17 protein-coding genes and 1 pseudogene are annotated in these 22,455 nt (G+C 44.2%); 4 read left to right on the top strand and 14 right to left on the bottom strand.

All coding sequences use genetic code 11. The features are described from left to right. Window positions 1-345: 345 nt before the first annotated feature. A complete protein-coding gene (locus tag AC5FEC_RS03035; RefSeq protein ID WP_493661254.1) occupies window positions 346-1,275 on the top strand; it encodes an ATP-binding cassette domain-containing protein in 930 nt (309 codons plus the stop codon). After that, window positions 1,272-2,036 carry a lantibiotic ABC transporter permease gene (locus AC5FEC_RS03030; protein ID WP_493661253.1) on the top strand — a complete coding sequence of 255 codons (765 nt, stop codon included), beginning with the start codon at window positions 1,272-1,274 and terminating at the stop codon, window positions 2,034-2,036. Before AC5FEC_RS03035 ends, AC5FEC_RS03030 begins: the two co-directional genes overlap by 4 nt. A gap of 41 nt (window positions 2,037-2,077) precedes the next feature. On the opposite strand, the gene AC5FEC_RS03025 is transcribed toward AC5FEC_RS03030, so the two are convergent. The 5 genes from AC5FEC_RS03025 to spxB all read right to left on the bottom strand — a co-directional run bounded on the left by AC5FEC_RS03025 (window position 2,078) and on the right by spxB (window position 7,852). After that, window positions 2,078-2,953: a sensor histidine kinase gene (locus AC5FEC_RS03025; protein WP_493661252.1), complete on the bottom strand. Its 876-nt coding sequence runs from the start codon at window positions 2,951-2,953 to the stop codon at window positions 2,078-2,080. A 2-nt stretch (window positions 2,954-2,955) separates the two neighbouring features. Further along, window positions 2,956-3,636 (bottom strand): response regulator transcription factor, encoded by a 681-nt coding sequence (locus AC5FEC_RS03020; protein WP_493661251.1) that lies wholly within the window; start codon window positions 3,634-3,636, stop codon window positions 2,956-2,958. Between the two features lie 112 nt (window positions 3,637-3,748). Continuing rightward, window positions 3,749-5,188, bottom strand: coding sequence for a 6-phospho-beta-glucosidase (locus AC5FEC_RS03015; protein ID WP_493661250.1), 1,440 nt, complete (start codon window positions 5,186-5,188; stop codon window positions 3,749-3,751). A 262-nt stretch (window positions 5,189-5,450) separates the two neighbouring features. Further along, window positions 5,451-5,711, bottom strand: coding sequence for a SemiSWEET family transporter (locus AC5FEC_RS03010; protein WP_037614401.1), 261 nt, complete (start codon window positions 5,709-5,711; stop codon window positions 5,451-5,453). Between the two features lie 365 nt (window positions 5,712-6,076). Next, window positions 6,077-7,852, bottom strand: a complete 1,776-nt coding sequence (gene spxB, locus AC5FEC_RS03005; RefSeq protein WP_493661249.1) for a pyruvate oxidase — start codon at window positions 7,850-7,852, stop codon at window positions 6,077-6,079. A 346-nt stretch (window positions 7,853-8,198) separates the two neighbouring features. Between spxB and AC5FEC_RS03000 the strand changes: the two genes are divergently transcribed. After that, window positions 8,199-8,636 carry a GNAT family N-acetyltransferase gene (locus AC5FEC_RS03000; RefSeq protein WP_493661248.1) on the top strand — a complete coding sequence of 146 codons (438 nt, stop codon included), beginning with the start codon at window positions 8,199-8,201 and terminating at the stop codon, window positions 8,634-8,636. Window positions 8,637-8,711: 75 nt separating this feature from the next. Here the strand turns inward: AC5FEC_RS03000 and ldcB are convergent, their stop codons facing one another. The 5 genes from ldcB to AC5FEC_RS02975 form a co-directional block, all read right to left on the bottom strand. Next, window positions 8,712-11,762, bottom strand: coding sequence for an LD-carboxypeptidase LdcB/DacB (ldcB, locus tag AC5FEC_RS02995; protein WP_493661247.1), 3,051 nt, complete (start codon window positions 11,760-11,762; stop codon window positions 8,712-8,714). Window positions 11,763-11,961: 199 nt separating this feature from the next. Beyond that, complete coding sequence (locus AC5FEC_RS02990) at window positions 11,962-12,594, bottom strand: SGNH/GDSL hydrolase family protein (protein ID WP_493661246.1); 633 nt, start codon at window positions 12,592-12,594, stop codon at window positions 11,962-11,964. Next, window positions 12,595-13,422 (bottom strand): Cof-type HAD-IIB family hydrolase, encoded by an 828-nt coding sequence (locus AC5FEC_RS02985; RefSeq protein WP_493661245.1) that lies wholly within the window; start codon window positions 13,420-13,422, stop codon window positions 12,595-12,597. It lies immediately after the preceding gene. A gap of 402 nt (window positions 13,423-13,824) precedes the next feature. Continuing rightward, window positions 13,825-14,211 (bottom strand): VOC family protein, encoded by a 387-nt coding sequence (locus AC5FEC_RS02980; protein ID WP_037614383.1) that lies wholly within the window; start codon window positions 14,209-14,211, stop codon window positions 13,825-13,827. After that, the gene (locus AC5FEC_RS02975; RefSeq protein WP_493661244.1) at window positions 14,201-15,646 is read right to left on the bottom strand and encodes a glycoside hydrolase family 1 protein; all 1,446 of its coding nucleotides are present in this window, start codon (window positions 15,644-15,646) and stop codon (window positions 14,201-14,203) included. Before AC5FEC_RS02975 ends, AC5FEC_RS02980 begins: the two co-directional genes overlap by 11 nt. A gap of 105 nt (window positions 15,647-15,751) precedes the next feature. Between AC5FEC_RS02975 and AC5FEC_RS02970 the strand changes: the two genes are divergently transcribed. Continuing rightward, the gene (locus AC5FEC_RS02970) at window positions 15,752-16,624 is read left to right on the top strand and encodes an AraC family transcriptional regulator (protein ID WP_304949015.1); all 873 of its coding nucleotides are present in this window, start codon (window positions 15,752-15,754) and stop codon (window positions 16,622-16,624) included. A 182-nt stretch (window positions 16,625-16,806) separates the two neighbouring features. Here AC5FEC_RS02970 and AC5FEC_RS02965 read toward each other — a convergent pair whose 3' ends face one another. The 4 genes and pseudogenes from AC5FEC_RS02965 to AC5FEC_RS02950 all read right to left on the bottom strand — a co-directional run bounded on the left by AC5FEC_RS02965 (window position 16,807) and on the right by AC5FEC_RS02950 (window position 22,374). Further along, window positions 16,807-18,075 carry a CapA family protein gene (locus AC5FEC_RS02965; RefSeq protein ID WP_493661243.1) on the bottom strand — a complete coding sequence of 423 codons (1,269 nt, stop codon included), beginning with the start codon at window positions 18,073-18,075 and terminating at the stop codon, window positions 16,807-16,809. Window positions 18,076-18,180: 105 nt separating this feature from the next. Further along, window positions 18,181-20,100 (bottom strand): beta-glucoside-specific PTS transporter subunit IIABC, encoded by a 1,920-nt coding sequence (locus AC5FEC_RS02960; RefSeq protein WP_493661242.1) that lies wholly within the window; start codon window positions 20,098-20,100, stop codon window positions 18,181-18,183. 270 nt (window positions 20,101-20,370) lie between these two features. Beyond that, entirely contained in the window at window positions 20,371-21,642 is a 1,272-nt protein-coding gene (locus AC5FEC_RS02955) for a TRZ/ATZ family protein (RefSeq protein WP_493661241.1), read from the bottom strand. Window positions 21,643-21,732: 90 nt separating this feature from the next. Continuing rightward, window positions 21,733-22,374 (bottom strand): annotated as a pseudogene (locus tag AC5FEC_RS02950) (DUF4947 domain-containing protein). Window positions 22,375-22,455 lie beyond the last annotated feature (81 nt).

Below are 22,455 nucleotides of genomic sequence, written 5' to 3'. Positions count from 1 at the left end.
GCTCTTTTGAGTTTTCGTATAAAAAGTCCTAGCCTCTCAATTGTCTTTGGATTGTCGAGCAAGACGCAGTGGTTGAGTGGGCTCTACTACGCTGATTTCATCAGCTTTTACAGCCCTACTCAACTGTACGGAGGTGGGACGACGAAATCGAATTCTAACGAATTACCGATTTTTGTCCCACTCTCTTTTCTATAGGCCTCAGTCCGCTTAAACAAGAATTATAATTTCTATTTCAAGATTTTAGAAATATTTTAGAAATGCTTGATGAATACTTAATAAGTGTCCGATATACTGGATAGTGAGGAAAGGATTTCCAAGAATAAATCAAAAAGGAGAAGTAAAACCATGGAAAATATTTTAGTTTTACAAGGGGTCAGCAAAAAGTTCGGCCAGCAGCAAGCTCTGAGCGATGTCAACCTGACCATCAAAAAAGGGGATATCTACGGTCTCATCGGTAAAAACGGGGCTGGTAAAACCACTCTGATCAAAATCATGACCCAGCTGATGCATGCCAGCAGCGGAACCGTGTCTCTCTTTGGTTCCAGCAATCAGGCCGAATGGACACAAGGCCTCAAGCGGGTCGGCTCGGTCATTGAAACGCCCGTTGCCCACAACCACTTGACCGCCTACGAAAATCTCAGCTACTACTGCAAACTGCGTCAGATTCCTAATGCCGATAAGGCCATCCAAGAAACGCTCAACTATGTAGACCTGACGGACACTGGCAAAAAGAAATTTCGTGACTTCTCCCTCGGGATGAAGCAACGCTTGGGCATCGCTATCGCCCTACTATCCAAGCCAGATCTGATGATTTTAGATGAGCCTATTAACGGACTAGATCCTGTCGGCATCAAGGAATTTCGCCAGCTTGTCCAAAAGCTCAATGAAGAGCTGGGCATGACCTTTGTTATTTCTAGTCATATCCTATCCGAGCTCTATCTAGTCGCTACGCGCTTTGGCATCATTGACCAAGGTCATATGATCAAGGAAATTTCCAAGGCTGAATTTGAGGAGCAAAGCGAAGATTATATCGTCTTGAAAACGGATCATTTGGAGGAAGCCAGCCAGCTGCTCCAAGACCAATTAGGCTACCGCATCAAGGTGGTCAATGCACAAAATGAAATCCATGTCTTTACCCATTCGCACAACATCAACAATATCGTAAAAGAGCTAGCCATAGCTGACTTAGTCATTCAAGAAATCTACTATGCACGGCAAAATCTCGAAAATTTCTTTACAGATTTACTTGATCAAAACCAGGGAGGTCTATCATGATTCAAACCATTCGCGCTGACTTTTACCGTCTCTTTCACTCCAAGGGCTTTTGGATTACCGAGCTCGTTTTACTAGCCAATATCCTGATTGGCGTCCTCTATAAGGTTACGAGCAGATTTGGAACATCCATTGAGATGGATGGACAAAACGTCGCTCAAAAAGCATCAATAAAAATGACAGGTATCAATGCTCTTGCCCATTTCTCTGGAAATTCTGACAGTGTTATATTTTTCACTCTCATTGTCGTCTGCCTCTTATTAGGTGTGGACTTGTCCCGTAAGCTTTATAAAAACAGCCTCGCTCACGGTATTTCACGGACAGAGTTCTTCTTATCTAAAACTTTGGTCTCCTTTGTTGTCGCCATCTTCCAATTCATCCTCTTGCTAGGGCTATCCTTCATCATCGCTAGCGCTATCAATGGAATTGGGACAGCTCCGGCAGGTTTCTTTGGCCAATTTTTCATAACTATTCTCGTCCAGCTCATGATAACCATCGCTTGGATTAGTATTGTGTCTTTCGTCCTTTATATCAGCCATTCCATTGCTGCGGTCTTTATTACCTATTTTGTCGGAAGCGCCCTGCTCGCCTTTCCAGTCTTACTCTATCCCCATATAGAGTTGTTCCGCTATTTAACCTTACGATTTGGAATAGAGATGGCTGCGGATCCTGCCGTTGTTTTGCAAGCTAGCTTGGTAGCAATTGGCATAGCAGTCTTCTTCCTAGGCAACAGCCTCCTCATTTTCAAGAAAAAAGATCTCTAAAAGCAAACAATCAGCTAATCTTCTGACTAGCTGATTCTTTTTTATAAGGCCACAATCAATTCAAACCAATCGTCCTCTGATTGCATGGTCAAATCACCACCTAAGATTTCGACCAGCTGCTGGGTGATATAAAGGCCAAGTCCAGACGATTCCTCACTGCTGGAGAGATTTTCAGAATAGAAGCGATTGGTTAGCTTATCCAGATGCAAAATAGGCTTCTGAACCTTATTTTTGACCTGAAAAATAACCTTTTGCCCTTCATTTTTCAGACTGATGCTGGCTGCTTCTCGGCCATGTTTGAGGACATTGCTGAGCATATTCTGGACGATTCGATCAAAGATATCACTGTCCGTTTCCAGCAACAGATTTTCAGACAAATCCACCTCTAAATCAATCCCTGCGCGTTGAAAGGCATCATAGTAGGCAAAGAGTTGCTGAGTGACCAGCTGGGATAGGTCTACCCGCTGCAACTTCGGTCGAATGGCTCCTTCCATCAAGCGACGGTATTCCATCAGAGCCTCCAAGCGTCTGGATACCATACTTAGATTATCCGCAATCTTTTGCAGTTGCTGATCCATCTGCTCCTTATCAGCGTCTTTGAGTAGCTGTTGCGTATAGCCACTCGCAATGGTCAGTGGCGTTCGAATATCGTGGGCAATATTGCTGATGGCCATGTCCAAGGTTTTCTTTTCCTGCTGGGTCACAAAGGACATCTTATCAATTTCCTGAAAAAGCTGCTCCACCTCGTCAGTCAGAGCCACTAGGCTCGGAGATTGATCTCTCAAGGTCAAGCGAAGCTGACTTCCTGTACGACGTTTGTCACGAATCTGGCTGGTCAGACTACGAATCGTCAGATGATAACGAACCAGCATGATTGACAAGAAGAGTATGAGCACGAAGGCTAAAATCAACCACATAGCTAATCCTCCTTGAGCCGCACGCCCAGACCCCAAATGGTCTCGATATAGTCTGTCGAACTATCCAGCTGCGCTAATTTCTTACGAAGATTGCTGAGATGGGCATTGAGCGTATTATCGCCTGGCAGATAGGTCTCCTCCCAGACCGACTCATACAGCTCCTCCTTGGTAAAAATCTTTTTAGGATGAGCCAGCAAGGTCTGGAAGATCTGAAATTCCCTTTTCCCCAGCCGCATGGACTGGTCCCCAGAAGCAATTTCAAAGGTATCTGGCAGAAGGCGAATGTTTTTGATCAATGTCTCCCCAGCAGGCTTAGACTGGGACTGCTGACTGCCTCGCAGTTGGACAGTGACACGCGCCACCACTTCGTCTAGATTAAAAGGCTTGACAATGTAGTCATTGGCGCCGTCCAGCAGATACTGGCTCACGAGACTCTTTTCGCTCAGAGCTGTTAACATGACCACCGGCACCTGACTGGTCTTGCGAATTTCCCTTAGCACCTCATCGCCATTTTTTCCCGGCAGCATAATATCTAGCAGAACCAGATGAATCTCTTCTTCCGCAAAAATCCGCAGTCCCTCGGTCCCAGAATAAGCTGAAAACACGACATGCTCCTGCGTAAAGAGATTTTTCAAAATCTCATGAATATCATTGTTGTCTTCAATTAGTAAAAGATTGGCCATCATCATTCTCCAATAGCTTGATAAAACTAGTGTAGCAAGGATGAGCCAGCAAGTCAATCAAATATAAACGATGCAAAAGAAAATCCAACGCAGTAAACGTTGGATCTTGATGTTATTTCACAGATGCGCCATTCGTCGCGATGACTTCCTTGTACCAGTCAAAGGATTTCTTCTTGGAGCGCTTGAGTGTTCCCTTTCCTTCATTATCTCGATCCACATAGATAAAGCCATAGCGCTTCTTCATCTCACCAGTGCCAGCGGATACTAGGTCGATACAGCCCCAAGTCGTGTAGCCCCACAGCACCACACCGTCCTCATTGATGGCTTGCCGCATGGCCTTGACATGGGCCGTCAGATAGTCAATCCGGTAATCATCAGCCACATAGCCATTTTCATCCGGAGTATCCACTGCACCCAGACCGTTTTCCACGATAAACATAGGCTTTTGATAGCGATCCCAGATGGTATTAAGCGTAATGCGCAAGCCCAGAGGATCAATCTGCCAGCCCCACTCAGAAGCTTCCAAATAAGGGTTCTTCAGAGAAGCAAAGATATTGCCCTCGGTCAGCTCATTGACCTTAGGGTCTCCCGAAGCCACCCGGCTAGAGTAGTATGAGAAGGAAATGAAGTCCACCGTATGCACCTTGAGCAGCTGCAGGTCTTCTTCTGTCATTTCGACAGTGATGCCCTCGCGCTCCCAAGCTTTCTTAGCATAGTTGGGATATTCACCACGCGCTTGTACGTCGATGAAGAAATAGTTTTTCCTGTCTTCCTCCATACCAGCCCATATATCACGCGGATGGCAGGTGTTAGGATAATTTTGACCCGCCGCCAGCATACAGCCAACCTTGTTTTCCGGGTCAATCTCATGGGCCAGCTTGGTAGCAATGGCTGACGCGACCAGCTCATGATGGGCTGCTTGGTACTTGACCTGCTCTTCATTTTCGCCTTCTTCAAAGCAGAGCCCCGCCCCCATAAATGGTGCATGGAGAATCATGTTAATTTCATTGAAGGTCAGCCAGTACTTGACCAAGCCCTTGTAGCGAGTAAAAAGTGTGCGGCAGAGACGCTCGTAAAATTCCAGCATCTTACGGCTGCGCCAACCGCCATATTGCTCAATCAAGTGCATGGGACAGTCAAAGTGAGTAATGGTCACCAAGGGCTCAATGCCGTACTTGTGGCATTCCTTAAAAAGGTCTTCGTAAAATTTCAGGCCAGCTTCATTGGGCTCCAACTCATCTCCTTTCGGGAAAATCCGGCTCCAAGCAATGGACAGACGATAGGTCTTAAAGCCCATCTCGCCAAAGAGGGCAATGTCCTCCTTAAAGCGATGGTACATATCAATAGCTTCCTTGGCTGGGTAGAAATAGCCTTCCTCAAAGTCAAACATCTTTTTCTTACCCGTGATGATGGCCAAACGGTCCTCACCAATCGGCACCACATCTACGTTGGCCAGCCCGCGACCATCCGCATCATAAGCGCCCTCGCACTGGTTGGCAGCTGTCGCTCCGCCCCACAAGAAACCATCAGGAAAAGTCAGTTTTTCAGTCATATCTCTACTCACTTTCTTATTTTGATTGTTCATTTACTTATATTATACCGCAATCTCAAGACCTTTACTTGTGAAATACTGCGAAATAGTGATACTATTCTAGTTTTTACCAACTTATTTTCACTCTGATTCTTTCTCCAGCTCTTTAAAATAAACTCATCTTTTCTCCAATGAGCCCAGACATCAAACAAGATTTTTCTGCAAACTGAGAAAAAGAAAAAAAGAAGACTGAAAAAAACAGTCTCCTCCTATTCCTTTTATTTTAAATCAAGGCAGTAATTGCAGTTACTAGCCCAAAAATGATCCCTGGTGCATTTGCTGCTGCAAGCGGAATGTCTCTTTCTTGCTTGAAAAGGCCGTAGTAGACCCAGAGGCTACAGTTAATAGCCGCAACAAGTGGTTGAATGAAGTTTCCTTTTTGCCCAGCTAGATTATTCATGATTTGTGGAAAATAAGACACATACATCATCACGGACATAAAGGTTGCAACCCAACCTAGTATTTTCATTTGATTTTCAGTCATTTCCAAAACCTCTTTCGTTTTTTCGTGTTATATTTTATAATGATAGACCAAAACAATCAAGTGTTTTTATCGCTTTGTTATGAAGATGTAAACTATCACAATCTTGTGATAAGTAAGAAGACAAAAAAGACCGGATTACTCCGATCTTTTTAACTTCTACTCTAAGAAAATCAAAGAATAAACAAGGCGGAACCAAGTTTGATGGCAAATCTTTGCTCATCAAACTACGAAAAATCCTTTGGGACTTTTTCTAGGCTCCGCACTAGATTCCATCATTGAAAATTAAGGTTTCAATGATGGAATCGTCGGAAGTAAACCTCAGAATGAGGTCTACAAATTTAAAATTTGATTTTCGACGAGAAGAATTATTTGATTGCGCGTGATTGCAACCCTTCTTCTTCCAAGAAGAGGCGGAATGGTACGAGTTCTTCTGCTTCATATTTTTCCTTGAAGGCTTTGATGGCTTCTTCTGAATGAAGTTTTGGATCCAATTCAAGTACTTCTACTGGAAGCGGACGGTGTTGCGTGATGCGAGCATCGATGACAATCGTTTTACCTTCTTTGTTGAGTTTCACAGCTTCAGCAACAACTGCGTCGATCTCTTCGATGCGGTCTACTGTAAATCCAACAGCACCTTGTGCTTCTGCGATTTTCGCGTAGTCAGCGTTAGGGAAGTCAACACCAAACAAGTGTTTGTTGGTATCTTCGTATTTGTTCTTGATGAAAGCATACTCAGCATTTGAGAAGACAAGGTTGATAACTGGAAGGTCATATTGAACGTTTGTAATGACGTCTGGGTAGCACATATTGAATGCACCGTCACCCATGATGTTCCATACTTGGCGGTCTGGGTTGTCTTTCTTAGCAGCAATACCACCAGGAAGGGCGATCCCCATTGTCGCAAAGAGTGGAGATGTACGCCACATGTTCTTAGGTGTCATGTGAAGGTGACGAGTTGATGTTTGAGTAGAGTTACCTACGTCGATTGAGTAAATAGCATCTTGGTCAGCATATTTGTTAATGGCATTGTAAACTTGGTACAACTGCAATTCACCCTCAGTTTTACCTTCAAGTTTGTTCATGTAATCGCGCCAGTTTTGGTTGTTCTTAACGTTTGCACGCCACCATGGAGTAGACTCAACTGGGTTTACTTTGTCAAGGATTGCTTTAGCTGCTTGACCTGCATCACCAAGGATAGAAGCGTCAAGGGCATGGCGTTTACCAAGTTTGTAAGGGTCGATATCCACTTGGATGAATTTTTCAGTATTCTTGAAGGCTTCGTAAACTTCAGCAAACGGGAAGTTTGAACCAAGGAAAAGAACTGTGTCTGCTTCGAAGACCACTTCGTTGGCTGGTTTCCAACCAACACGGTAAGCAGAACCTGTCAACCCTTCGTAGTTCCATTCGAAAGCTTCAAAGTTTTTACCAGTTGTGATGATTGGTGCTTTGATTTTACGTGACAATTCAGTAATCACTTCACCAGCTTTAACACCACCGTAACCAGCGTAGATAACTGGGCGTTCAGCATTGTTCAAGATTTCAACAGCTTTATTGATTTCAACTTCGTTCAAAGCAGGAGCGATGAATGAACGCTCGTAAGAACCTGAACCGTAGTAAGAGTTTTCGTCGATTTCTTGGAAACCGAAGTTTACTGGAATTTCAACAACAGCTGGACCTTTTTTAGATACAGCAGCACGGCAAGCTTCGTCAATAACTTTTGGCAATTGCTCTGCGTAAGCTACACGTTTGTTGTATACAGCCACTCCGTGGTACATTGGGTTTTGGTTGAGCTCTTGGAAGGCATCCATGTTGAGTTCGTTGACTGGACGTGATCCAAGGATAGCAAGGAATGGAGTGTTGTCCATAGCTGCATCGTAAACACCATTAATCAAGTGAGTCGCACCTGGACCACCTGAACCTACTGCAACCCCGATTGAGCCGCCGAATTTAGCTTGCATAACCGCAGCAAGAGCGCCTGTTTCTTCGTGGCGAACTTGCAAGAAACGGATATCTTTGTCTTCAGCCAAAGCATCCATGAGTGAGCTGAGTGTTCCTGATGGGATACCGTAGATGGTGTCTACACCCCATGTTTTCAATACGTTGAGCATTGCTGCAGATGCAGTAATTTTTCCTTGAGTCATGATAACTCTCCTTCAAAAATTTTAATGATTCGTTGAAAACTTTCAGACAATATAATGAAAACGTTTCAACAAATCTTACTATATCAATTTATCATCTTTTGACCCTCCTGTATAAGAATATGCTCAATAAAGCTTGATAACTATTACATAACAAAAATAAGATTTTTCTGATTTTTCTAATGTATTTTATAATAGATTTCAGAAAAGGCTTAAAATGGACATTAGCTGCAGCACTTCCGCGCTTTAAAATAATAGTGCTAGCCAGAACAAGCTAGAAATTTGCTTGTAAAAAATGTTATAATAGCGCTAGAAAACCTGAAGAAATCATGAAATCATAGGTGAAAATATGCTAAGAGAAGCGACTCCAAATGAATTGGAAGAATTACTACATTTATACCTCTCCCTGCACGAGACTGCCATCCCAGAAAAGAATCCTGCTTTACAAAAAGTGTGGCAACGGATGATAGACGATCCAGATCATCATATTATTGTCAAGATAGTTGATGAGAGAATTGTTTCCTCTTGTATTTGTGTCGTGATACCTAATCTCACAAGAGGGCTACGTCCCTATGCCTTGATAGAAAATGTCGTCACCCATCACGATTTTAGAGGCAGAGGCTATGCTAGTGAATGTCTTGATTTTGCTAAGAAAATAGCGACTGAAGCAAATTGCTACAAAATGATGCTACTAACGAGCTCCAAGCAAGAAAGCACTTGGAATTTTTATAAACACGCCGGATACAATAACCAAGATAAAACTGCCTTTATCCAATGGTTAGAATAAGGCAGCCATGAGCGTCTAAAGAATATAGAAAAACGAGTGTGACAACAAAATCACACTCGTTTTGAAATATCTGGATTAACCGATGGAAATATACCGCCTGTTTCCGCCATAAGAGAGATAGGAAATCCATCTCATACCATCCGCATCAAGGACTCGATCGTAATGAACCGATTCCCCAGCTGTGTAATAAGCCAATTCTGGACTGGACTGCTTGGGTTCTGCCTTGATAGAGGAGCGTTTAGTGAAATAGTAAGTTCCCTGAGCAGGAAGACTTGGCTTGCTTTGGGATGAATTTGACGGAGCCGTCGCATAATCTCCACCTTCAAAGCCATAATATTCTTCCAAACTTAAACCAGAACGATAAATGTCTGGAGCTTCTTGACCAATATAGCGAATATGCCAAGCTTCAGGCATATAGCCTGTCGAAGCTTCCTTGCCAGGCTGATAGCGAACGACAAAGCCATATCGATGGGCATTATTTTTTAGCCAAGTGCTTGCTGCGGTATCTTCCAACAGATTGCCAGACTTATCTGTCAAGTCAAAAACGAGACCTGTTTGGTGCTCACTATAGCCAGGACGGGCAGAATAGCGGTCCGCTGCGGCTTGACCATCCGTATTTACATAATGCTGGTACAAGTTTCTTTGGTAGTCATAAGATCTGAAGCCGCTGTAGCCATAGCCAACATTATAACCTTGCGCTATCATATCGTTTCTCAGACGGACAAAGGCTTCCTTGGCAGTTGGATTTTCACCAGGATTATAGTTTGAAGCTAGTGGATGTTTTTTATTTGCAATGACAATCTCATTATATTTACCCTGAACATAGTAATAAGATCCATTGTAGCGAACTTTCTTTATAAAGGCTGCATCTATATTTGCTGTCGTCTTGGTGCCACCAACGCCGACCATACGACTATCATTCTGGACATAGTAGAGGTGGATGTTGTATTCACCTGTGGAATACTTGTGGTCGCGTAGATTGACCTGTGCCTTGTAGGTGCCGTCGGCTTGCTTAGCCGCTGTGTACCAGATAAGATCGTCCTGACCCTTGGCACTAGACCAGGTCGGAAGTTTTACTTCCTTTATGCCATAGCCATTCTCGACTTCAGAAACCACCACTTCAAAAGTGCCCGTCTGTTGATTGTTGTTCTGGATGGTCAACTTGCCCTTTGGAGCTGCCAGAGAAACTGTCGTCTTGGTGCCGCCCACACCAATCAGCTTGCCGTTATCTCCTACATAATAGAGGTGGACATTGTACTCGCCGGTAGAATACTTATGATCGCTAGCCTTGACCGTCAGTTTGTAAACACCATCAGCCTGACGAACACCCCGATACCAGATAAGATCATCCTGACCCTCGGCACTAGACCAGGTCGGAAGAAGAACCTCACGAACTCCCTCCGGACTGCTCACCCCACTGACTAAAACTTCAAAAGTGCCTGTTGCGGGATTGTTGTTTTTAATCGTCAGGGTTCCCTTTGGTTTAGCGATAGAAACGGTCGTCGTTGTTCCACCGACTCCAATCAGCTGGCCATTATCCTGAACATAATAGAGATGGACATGATACTCACCAGTGGACAGCTTATGATTGCGGGCTTGAATACTAGCTTTGTAAGTGCCGTCAGCCTGCTTGGTTGCTGTGTACCAGACCAGATCATCTTGACCTTTGTCATTAGACCAGGTTGGGAGATGCACACTCTTGACTCCAAAAGGACTAGATACTCCAGAAACAATCACATCAAAGCTACCTGTATCGGGATTATTGTTCTCGATTTTCAAAGTTCCTTTGGGCTTAGCGGCCAGACTGAACTGGGTGCCACCCACACCGACTAATTGGCCGTCATCTTGGACATAATAAAGATGAACTGTATAGTCTCCCAGAGAATATTTGTGATCGCGAGCCTGAATGCGAGCCCTGTAAGTGCCGTCAGCCTGCTTGGTTGCTGTGTACCAGACCAGATCATCTTGACCTTTATCATTAGACCAGGTTGGGAGCTTAACCTCCTTGACACCATAAGGATTTGAGACTTCTGAGACGACGACATCAAAGCTCCCTGTGTCTGGATTATTATTGGTGATATCCAGTTTTCCTTGCGGTTTGCCGATGGTGACAGTTGTTTGGGTACCGCCTACGCCGACCAGCTGATTGTCTGCCAGTAGATAATAAAGGTGGATATTGTACTCGCCTGTGGAATACTTATGGTCACGGGCAGCAACGCTGATCTTATAGCTCCCATCCACTTGTTTTTTAGCATCATACCAGATGATATCGTCCTGCCCATTAACGCTGGACCAAGTGGGCAGGGCTACTTTTTTGATGGGCTTAGGAGCTGAGATATTGGTTACATGCACATCGAAGCTACCAGCATTTGAATCTACATTTGTAATAGCGAGGGTGCCTTGGGGAGTATCGATTATAGGATTCTGAGGCTCTGCTTGACTTAATTTTTCAATCGCAGCATAGCGCCGAATACCACTGTAAGATTTGTAACTAATCCATTGGTAACCATCCGTAGTCAAAACTCTGTCATAAAACACCTTATCTCCAGCATTTACATAGAATTGAGTCGGTGCAGTCGCTTTAGGCTCATTTTTTACTTCTGTCCGTTTTGTATAGGTATACTGTCCTTGACTTGGCAAGGTTTGCTTCGGTATCTGCTGTTCTTCACTACTTGTAGTTCCTGCAGCCGCAGCCATACGAACAGTCGTATCAACCGCAACAGGGCCGCTTTCTTTTTCGTCCGCTGCTCTTGCTGCTTCAGTCTCCGATCTAGCAGATGGAGTTGATGTGTCCGCTGCACCTTCGCTCATTGTGGAAGGATTTTCTGCTTGCATCGGTAAATCTGAAGTTGAAACTGACGATTCAGACTTTTCTTTTTCTGTTGCGACTACTTCTTCTTTTTGCTCTGTCACAGCTTGAGTTACTGTGAGTTGGTTGGTTGCCTCTTCTTTCATGCTATCAAGGTTCTGATTTGCTATTTCTACTGGATTAGCAGCCAGACTATCTGCAAATGCAGGCCGCCCCGTCATAAAGAGGATACAACCAATCAAAACGGAAGCTGCGCCAAATGAATATTTCCGTATGGAGAAGCGTTGTAGTTCGCGACCAAACATCCTGTGTTTCATAATCCTATCCTGCTTTCTAATGAATCTTCACTTATATTTTATACCTTTCAAAACCACTCGTCAACATACAACTGTAATGTTTGTAATCTTTTTGTAACATTTAGCACGCTTTTTATATAGGTATCTAAAACGCCCCAATCTTCATTCAGACTGGAGCGTTTTTTCTTGCTAATATGAAAATCTTTTTTCCTAAGAGCACTTAGAGATAAGGTTGGAGAGCTTTTGATAGCCTTGCATAGCCGGCGATGGTCAAATGCAAGCCATCTGTGGTAAATTCCTCGCGCAATTGGCCACTTTCATCCAAGAAAGTATCATAAAGGTCGATAAACTGGACATTCGTATAGATACTTGCTAGGTCTCGGTAAGCACGATTGAGAGCTCGAATCTTCTCGTTCGTCCGGATGTAAACCGTCCCTTTGTACTGTTCCTTCTCATTTACAGGCAGAACCGACAAAAGCTGGAGCTGGGTCAAAGGATAGTCCCTTGCCAAACTTTGAATAATGTCCTCCAAGTTAGCTAAGGTCTCTTCTTGAGGCACTTCCTTACCGAGATCATTGGTTCCAATCAGGAGAAAGACCTTATCCAGAGCCTGCCCAAAGAGATGGGCATCTAGATGTTCAAGCAGTTGGTCTGTTTTATAGCCACGAATCCCTCGGTTGAGCAGCGTTTGGGGACTTTGCAGCAACTCGTGCAGCGGGAAATATTCCACAATCGAATCACCGATAAAAATAATCGCTGGCTCTTTTACCGCAAGCTGATTCAAGTCCCGATAATTTTTCTGAATCTTTGCCTGCTCATTTAAGAGCCACTGTTCTAATAGTTGAACTGCCATTTAAACTCCTTTTTCTAAGTAATGCTCAATAACCTGCAAAACCCCAGCTTCTGTATTGGCTGGTGCCAAGCGACTGGCAATGCGCTTAATCTTCTCGTCTCCATTTGCCATGGCGTAGGAGAAATCCGCCAATTCCAGCATTTCCAAATCATTTTCGCTGTCTCCAAAAGCCATAATCTCCTTGCTTCCGATTTGCCACTGATCCATCAGCTGACGAATTCCCCAAGCCTTATGGACGCCTTCTTGGACAATATCAATCGCGCCGTAACCACTGGTCACCGCACTCAATCGTCCAGAGAAGTCTTTGTTGATTCGTTGCGTGATTTCTGTTACTTTCGCTTCATCTACCATAATACTCATCTTCAGCACTTCTTCAAAATGGTGACTTTGCAGACTGGGCATGAAATTCATCTGTTTATAAAAATGACGAGCCATCTCATCTGTCATAACCTTGTTTATCATAGGGAAATCTGTGCCCTCCTGAACAAAACCGCCCTTTGTAGATGTCACAACTAAATGAACATCTCGTTCTCGGCCATGGAAATAATCCAGTGTGTCCGCAATCAAATCAGTCTGCCAGAAGGTCCCCAGCATCATTTCATTTTTTTCAAAGATTCTGGCTCCATTGGCTACAATCAGGGTCATACGATCTGTCAAATCCCCCAATAATAGACGCATTCGTTGGATTTCATTGCCTGTTGCAACGACAAACTTGATGTCTCGCTCCTCCAGCTGATCCAAAACAGCTGTTAGACGCGGCAAGTCCAGCTCCCCTCTCGCATCCAAAAGCGTGCCGTCCATATCTGTAGCAATCATTTTAATGGTCATATTTTCACCTCAAGCAAGTCTTGCTCTTTCTGTCATAATCCTTTAAACTTTATGGGCTGTTTCATGCGTCAGCTTCTCTTATTTAGACTATTGAGCTGCAAGAAAATCCTTGGTAATTCACCATCCTCCAGCTCATTTGCCCATCCAATAATTTTTAATTACTAAGCCAGTCTGCCTTTTTTGCTTTGTTTAGACTTTATTATACTACTTAGAAAGTTGAAAATAAAGCCATACGAAGCTATTTTGATAATAGGAAATCAGGTTGCCCAGCCCCTGACTAGAAAACAAAAAAGATTGAAGAGACATTCGTTAGAATAATTTCTTCAATCCAAACCTAGTCACTAGACAAGGTTTATTTTATAAGGAGCTCTAATTAGAAACAGAACTCACAGCTGTTATGTTTCAAACTGTCAGTTCAATTTGGTTGCCTTCAAAAGCTTGGATACAACTTTCATAATAACCATCACCTGTCACTCTAGGGCCGCTCAGAACAGGATAACCACCTTTTTCCAAACGGACTGTCAGTTGGTCTACCGCCTCAGGACTGCCCAGGCTGAAGGCCAGATGGTGGTAACCTGTGAAAAGCAGGTCATGGCTGCCATCTGTCAAATCCTCATCCCGCGTCATAATTTCCAAGCGCGCTCCTTCGTCAAAGGTCAGAAAATAGGACTGAAAGCCTGTTCTCTGGTTATGGTAAAGGGCATTGCTCTTAGCTGCAAAATAAGTTTCAAAAAAGTGTCGAGCCGCTTCCAAATCACGGACATAAAGGGCTGCATGTTCAATCTTCATAGAGGTTGCCTCCGTTGCTTGCGATGACTTCTTTGTACCAGTCAAAGGATTTTTTCTTGTAACGAGCTAGACTACCAGTGCCGTCATCATTGCGGTCAACGTAGATAAAGCCATAGCGCTTGCTCATTTCCGCCGTAGAGGCAGATACCAGGTCAATACAGCCCCAAGTTGTGTAACCTAGCAATTCTACGCCATCTTCCAACGCTTCTCCCACCTGCTGCAAATGCTGTTTGAGATAATCAATGCGGTAGTCATCTTCAACCGTTGGGCCATTTGGACCATCCACCAAGACATCCTTGGCTCCAAGGCCGTTTTCCACGATGAAGAGAGGTAGCTGATAGCGATCATAAAAGCTATTTAGCACCAAGCGCAGACCGACTGGGTCAATCTGCCAGCCCCATTCTGAGCTAGCCAGATGAGGATTCATGATGCCGCCTAGAAGATTGCCTCGGCCAGAAGAATAATTTTCCGGATCATGGGCCGCAACCACACTCATGTAGTAGGAGAAGGAAATAAAGTCTACAGTATTTTCAGCCAAAAGCTCTTTGTCGCCCGGCGCAAACTGAATCTCAATCCCATTCTCCTTGAAGAAACGATTGATATAGGCTGGATATTTTCCACGCGCATGGATATCAGAGAAGAGATAGTTTTGATTTTCAAATTCGCGCGCTGCCAGCACATCTTCTGGCTTGGGTGTCATGGGATAGGCCGGCATAGCCAAAACCATACAGCCAATCTTGAAATCCGGATTGATTTCATGACCGATCTTAGTCGCTAGAGCAGAAGCCACCAGCTCATGATGAACCGCTTGGTAAAGATCCTGCTTGGACAGCTCATCAAACGGAGTCGCAATTCCTCCGCTCATAAAGGGTGCATGAAGGACTGAGTTGATTTCATTAAAGGTCAGCCAATACTTGACCTTGTCCTTGTAGCGGGTAAAGACCGTGCGAACATAACGCTCATAAAAATCAATCAAATCGCGGTTAGCCCAGCCATTGTACTGACGCGCCAAGTGCAGCGGCGTTTCATAGTGAGACAAGGTAATCAGTGGCTCAATGTCATACTTAGCCAGCTCATCAAAAAGATCGTCGTAGAATTGCAGGCCGGCTTCATTTGGCTCCAGCTCATCCCCATTTGGGAAAATTCGAGACCAGGCAATAGAAGTCCGGTAAACTTTGAAGCCCATTTCCGCAAAGAGGGCAATATCCTCCTTGTAGCGGTGGTAGAAATCAATCCCTTCCAGCTTAAGATTGTCCGGTGTAGGCTGCTCTGTAATCAAAGGATCGTGGTCACCAGCCTTAGCTGGCACGCCACCTTTCGGAGTCACATCTTGAACGGACAGTCCCTTCCCATCAACATTGTAGGCTCCTTCATACTGGTTGGCTGCTGTCGCTCCGCCCCAAAGAAAATTTTCTGGAAATTTACCCATTTGCATTTTCCTACTTTCGTTTTTATTCTAATTATATTATAATAGTTGTCAAATATATTTTCCAACACAATCATCTTAAAAAATGATACTATTCCACGAAAGAGTGATGACATGATTGATTTAGGGCAACTGCATAAAAATACCGTCTATAAAAACCAAGGCACTCCGTACTCTCTGACACGGACAATTACTGAAAACGGCCATCCTGATATTCTTTTCCATTGGCATACAGATGTTGAGATTATTTATGTCCACGAAGGAAGCGCCCAATTTCACATTGACTATCATTATTTCAATAGTCAAAAAGGTGATATTATCCTGATTCGTCCCAATGCTCTCCATTCGATCCACCCGATTGACAATCAGCGGCATTATATGGATGCGATTAACTTTCACTTGGATTTGATGGGCTATTCAGCTATGGATCATGCCAGCATTCACTACCTACAGCCTCTCTACAATGGCCAGCTAGACTTTGTCCATGTGATCAAGCCTAGTGACCAAGCCTATGAGCAAATTCGCAAATGTCTGCTGGACACCATGGAAACGGGCTATTTCCAAAAGAAATACTATGAATTTCAGCTCAAGGCCCAGCTCAACCAGCTTTTTCACCTGCTCTTTGAGAACGACTATATCGTCTCCAAGGAGCTGTCTGCTGAGGGCTATCGCAAGGAGGAGAAAATCCGCTCCATCATTGACTACATCAATGAGCATTATCAGGAAGAGCTCACTATTGATCAGCTGTCTGGCATCTGCGGCTACAGTCCCACGCACTTCATGAATTTCTTCAAAAAACATTTGGGCGTTTCCTGCATTGAATATCTGATTCAATTTCGCCTGCGCAAGGCTGCCGAACTCCTCCAGCACTCCACTCTGTCAGTTCTGGAAATCTCCAGTCAGTCTGGCTTTAACAACCTCTCCAATTTCAATCGTCAATTTAAAAAATACTACCAAATGACCCCCAGTCAATATCGGAAAAAATGAGATTGCTAAGTTTGCTTAAACAGTCTGCATTAGAAAACAGAATTGAATCATGATTTTTTAACCAAAAACGAATGTTCCTTCTTCCATCAACATCTGAAGAAGTGAAGCATTCGTTTTTGGTTTATTGGATTTTTTTGAGTTTTACTTTTCAGCAGCTATGTCACTCCAGAGTCTTTGCTAGGTTATTCCCAGTTCAGATGTACATGCTCATTCATTTCTTGATAAGCTGTGTCAATCCGATCTTTGGTTGCCTGATCTAGCTGATCCCGATATTTTCCGCCCTCAATGAAATCTTCTAAGATAAGGGTTTGATAAGTGTAAAGCGGGTATCCTTCTGGTGAGTAAGTTCCCTTTTCCACACGACTAACCCAGCTTGGATGCGCCTGAGCTGTTTTGATAATCGTCCCCTTGTCCGTCTTTTCAATGGTGACATCCATCAGCACGCCACGCTCCGTCCATTGGGCAGTCTCCACACCAGCCATGGTTTCAATCCGCTGGTTAGAGATAAAATTCCCCATGGAGTAGATAATCAACTTCTTCTGGCCATCTTTTTCAAGGACTTCGGAGGGTTGGACCACGTGCGGGTGCCCACCAAAAATGATGTCCGCTCCCCAGTCCACCATTTTGTGATAAAGGTTTACCTGTTCCTCATTCGGCTCCAGCTGATACTCGACTCCCGTCTGCGGCATGACTACCGTAATATCCGCTTCTTTTTCTGCCCGCTCAATCTCAGCCTTCATCTTCTCCTCATCAAAAGTTGACAGATGCTTATCAATCTCCTCCTGGCTAAGATTGGACTCCAAGCCGTTAAAACCATAGGAATAGGCCAGAATAGCAATCTTGATGCCTTTTACTTCTTTGATGAGGAGCGGAGATTTGGCACGGTCTTCATGAGTGTAGACACCAACTGGAGTAATTCCTTGATTTTCAAAAGCCTTGACAGTTGTGAACACTCCTTCGAGACCAGAATCCAAGATATGATTGTGGGCCAGATCTACTACTTGATAACCAGCATCTTTGATGGCTGAAACAACGGCTTCTGGAGCGTTGAAAAGCGGATAGCCCCCTAAAGGATAGTCCGGCCGAATGGTCCCTTCAAAATCCCCCAAAACCAAGTCTCCCTGATGGAGCCATTCCTTGACATACTGGTAATTTTCCGAAAAATCATAGCTCCCATCTTCCTTTTGAGCGCTCATATAGAGGCCGTCATGATATAAAAGATCCCCATTAGCCATAATACGAACGCTTTTTGAGTCCGTCTTTTGCCCTGCTATCGAAGAGGAATTTGGCTCATTTTTAGCAGTATTCCTATCGCTCTGTTTATTCATTCCTATCATATTTTGAAAGAATAAAATAGCACTCGCTGATACCAACACCGTTCCCAGCAGAGCAAGGATAAAGCCACGGTTACTTCTCGCAGATTTTTTTCTTTTTTCAGTTCTTTTCTCCATTTTTGTCAGCCTCCTTTTTACTTATATTTTATCATAAAATAAGCCTCCAATGGAAATTAAAAACGAGTAATGGTTCAATTTGCCACTACTCGTTTGATTTAAACATTATCTATGCAATTCCAGCAATTGAGTGCCAACCTCAATCTGGCCTTCAGCCACCACATCAACTTTAGCATAGTCAGCTGTATTGGTCACAATAATCGGAGTTGTCACTGGATAGCCAGCTTCTTTGATCGCTTCGATATCAAAGCTGAGCAGCAGCTGGCCTTTTTTGACCTTAGAACCTTGGGTAACATGAGCTGTGAAACCTTGACCTTCCAAGGCGACGGTATCCATACCCACGTGGATGAGCAAATCAGCTCCATCATCTGTCGCGAGACCAATAGCATGGTTGGTTGGGAAGAGCAGACGAATGACCCCATCAGCTGGTGCTACCACCTCGCCGACACTTGGCTCAACAGCTACACCCTGACCCATAGCTCCACTAGCAAAGACAGCATCTGGAGTGTCTTCCAGAGCTACAACAGTTCCCGCAAGAGGGCTGCTAATAGCTTGTTCACTTACTTCAGTCGCAAAGTCTTTTTTTTCAACATCCTGAGGTTCCGGAGCAGCTTCTCCAAAAAGATTTGGAATCTTGACCAGCTGAGTCAGGACAAAACCTAGCACAAAGTTTGCCACAATGGCAATGAGGAAGTGAATCAAGGTCATGCTATTGCCAGCTTCAATAAAGGATGGAATGGCAAAAAGTCCCATACCGCCCATAACCTGCATTTTCACATCAAAGAAAGCCAGATAAGCACCAGTCAACGCTCCTGAAATACAGGTCATGATGAATGGTAAGCGCATAGGAAGGGTAATACCATAAATAGCTGGCTCTGTCACACCAAAGAGAGCTGAGATGAAAGCTGGAATAGAGAGTTGACGGACCTTATCTTCCTTAGTACGCATCATGATATTGAGCAGGGCACCTGCCTGAGCAAAACAGATTGCAATAGTGGCAACAAGGATGACACCTGGGCCTTTTTGCAGTTCCAAGATTGCCAGTGGAACCAAGCCCCAGTGAAGGCCAAACATAACCAGAACCTGCCAAGCAGCCCCTAATACAATGCCGTATAGCACCGGACTAAAGTCATAAATACCTGTAAAGAGAGCACCTACCAAATCAGACGCCCAGCTCATAACCGGACCGATGACCAGAAAGGCTAATGGGACTGTAATGAGCAGCGTAAAGAACGGCACAATAAAGACTTTTACAACATCTGGGATGATTTTTTTGAAGCCTTTTTCAATCTTAGCGCCTGCCCAAACAGCTGCAATCACTGGCAGTACCGTTGACAGATAGCTAGATGCCGGGAAGATAATCGGAAGACCGAAGAAAGTTGAGAAAATCGGAGACTCAATCGGTGTGCCTGCAAAAAGCGTATAAAGCGGCTGTTCTCCTGCAAAACTTGCTGCGATATTTGGATAAACCAAAGCAAAACCGATAGCCAAAGATGTGAACTGGTTCATCTTGAAACGTTTAGCAGCTGTAATCGCCAAAATCAAAGGCAAGAATTGGAAAAGTCCATCTCCAGCTGCATTGAGCACAACATAAGCGCCATCTGTAGCAGGCACACCAAGAGCTGCCATAATGGCTACTACACCTTTAATCATACCGGCCGCTGACAAGGTACCCAACATTGGTTGGAAGAGCCCAGATACGAGGGCAATGAAGCGGTCAAAAAGATTCCCTTCTACTACATCGTCATCTGCATCAACACTGCCTTCGCCAGCAATTCCAACGACTTTGAGCACAGTGTCGTAGACATCTGGTACATGATTTCCGATAACGACTTGGTATTGGCCACCAGCCTTCACAACCGTTACGACGCCGTCCCGTTTCATCAAATAGTCTGTGTCAGCTTTGGATTCATCCTTCAAAGAGAAGCGCAAGCGCGTCACACAGTGTACCAGTTTGGTAATATTGTCTTTGCCGCCCACATGAGCAACAATATCCTGAGCTAATTCTGTATAGTCTTTAGCCATAATGGACCTCCTTGTATTTTTTAGGTCGTCAGTTTGCCCCCTATTCCCGGAAAATAGGTAACAAAAAAACCTAAACACATACCAAATAGAAAGCAAGATTTTGCTTCATATCTTGTATTTGCTTAGGTTTTGCCTGCCTGACCAGTAACAATCCATGAACTAAGTATAGCATAATTTTTTGAAATTGCAAGCGATTTCTAATTGTTTTGTTGAATTTTAAAACAAATGGAAGCTAGGCCTATTCCTTGCTTCCATTTTAAACTTTCACACTTATACAAAACTTTCTAGATCAACCGTCAGCACTTGTCCATCCTGAACGACCTGCTGCCCAGCAATGTAGACATCCTGAACATCACTACCCTTAACGGCGTATACTAGGTGCGATAGCATATTTTCCAAAGGATAGAGGTGAAGTCGTCCCTTGGGTTGAATGGCAATGAAATCGGCTTGCTTGCCCGCTTCCAGACTGCCGATTTTGTTCTCCAAACCCAGCGCCTTAGCTCCTTCAATAGTCAAAGCCTTCAAAGCCTGCTCAATCGTAAACTGGGTCGCATCACCTGCACGCATCTTCTGAAGAAGGGCAGCTGTCCGACCTTCCTCAAACATGTCCAGATTATTATTAGAAGCGACAGAGTCTGTCGCGAGGCCAACGGTCACACCAGCAGTTAGTAAGTCTGTCACTGGAGCTACACCGGAAGCCAGCTTGAGGTTGCTGATAGGATTGTGGGCGATGCTGACTGGAGAAGCTGCTAAATCTGCAATTTCTGACGGATTCAGCTCAACTCCGTGAGCAAAAATTGCTGACTGCTCCAAGTAGCCTAGCCCTTTCAAGAAAGCCAGAGGCCTTTTACCGTAGCGTTCTAAGATGATTTTATTTTCTTCCTGAGTCTCAGCCACATGGATATGAAGCTTCAAGTCCAGCTCACGCGCTAACTCAAGGCTGCCCCTGAGCAGTTCTTCATTACAGGCATAGGGCGAATGTGGCGCCACCATAACCTGAAAATCTGCATCTTCATAGGAGAGAATTTCCTCAATGATAGCCCGAGTACGAGTCAGAGTCTCTTCTGCCGTTTCCGCCTCTGAGCTAAAGAGCGTTGGGGAGAAATAGCAGCGCATACCAGACTGCCGCACGATCTGGTAAATTCGGTCAATATCCACTCCCTGAGGATTATACATGTCGTTAAAAGTCGTTGTTCCCGACTGCAGCATTTCAGCCAGAGCCAGCTGGACAGCCTCGGTCGTTAGATCCTCCGTGAATTGACTTTCTGCTGGCCAGATATAGTCCTCCAGCCATTCGTGTAGATTGCTGTCGTCACGAATCCCACGCAGCAAGGTCATGGCCGAGTGTGTATGGCAGTTGACCAGCCCTGGCATGAGCCAAGCTCCCTCGTAATCTACTAGCTCACTGCATTGTTCTAGCCAAGCCTCATCATAGGCACCACAGTAGGCAATGCGTTCATCCTCCACAACCAGCAGACCTTCTCGATAAATATGAAAATCGCTATCGCAGGTCACCAAATTGACATTTGTGTATGCCTCCATCCGCATATCCTCACTTTCCCAACACTTGGTTTCAAGAGATTTTAGCTATTATAACAAGCCTAGGAAAATAGTGCAAGGGATTTTGATACTTTATTTAAAATAAAGATAGTCCGGGTGAGGAGTGATATATTTTAACTCTCCTTCAAAGAAAATCAGATAAACTTTATTTTGCTTGTAACTATATAAAATATAGGCGCTGTCCAACTGATAGTCTTGTCCCAAGCCGACTGCCTGTGCAATATCTGCGGTTCCTGCATAGAAAGCCCTCGCCTGTTCTTCCGTCACATATTGGCTTTAGTAGAGCGCTTTTAAGTTTTCTAACTCTTGGCGCTTAAAGGTCTCTTTAATATAGTTCGAATCCCTTATCACGGTCTCTGGTGCACCAAGAATTTCTCTAACTTTCTCCTCAGTATAACCTTTGAAATCAGGCGTTTGAGCGCTAAATCCTTCTTCAAAGGAACGATAATAAACCTTGGCATTGCCTGTTGCATAAATTTTATCTGTCTTGGCAGACTGGGCATCTTGAGGCAAGCCATTCATCACTTCATCTAGCAAACTTGTTGCCTTACTCTCAGAAACTGTCGCACTAGACGATGCAGTCTGGCAACTCGAACCGGTCTCCTTGTCTAATTTTGGATTCTTTGTAATCTTACCTTTTTGAATAGAAGAAGATGTGGAGCTGGTAGTCCTTTTCGCCGTAGATTGACAAGCTATTAAAGTAAGCACCGCCATAAATATAGCTAAAATAATAAAGAATTTTTTTACACGCATCTTTCTCTCCCTTTTTTCGTATGTACATGATCCCTTATCTAA

Source organism: Streptococcus sp. STC1396, from assembly GCF_058933875.1.
Note: the sequence above shows the minus strand (reverse complement) of the source record. Positions and strands in the feature narration are given on the sequence as shown.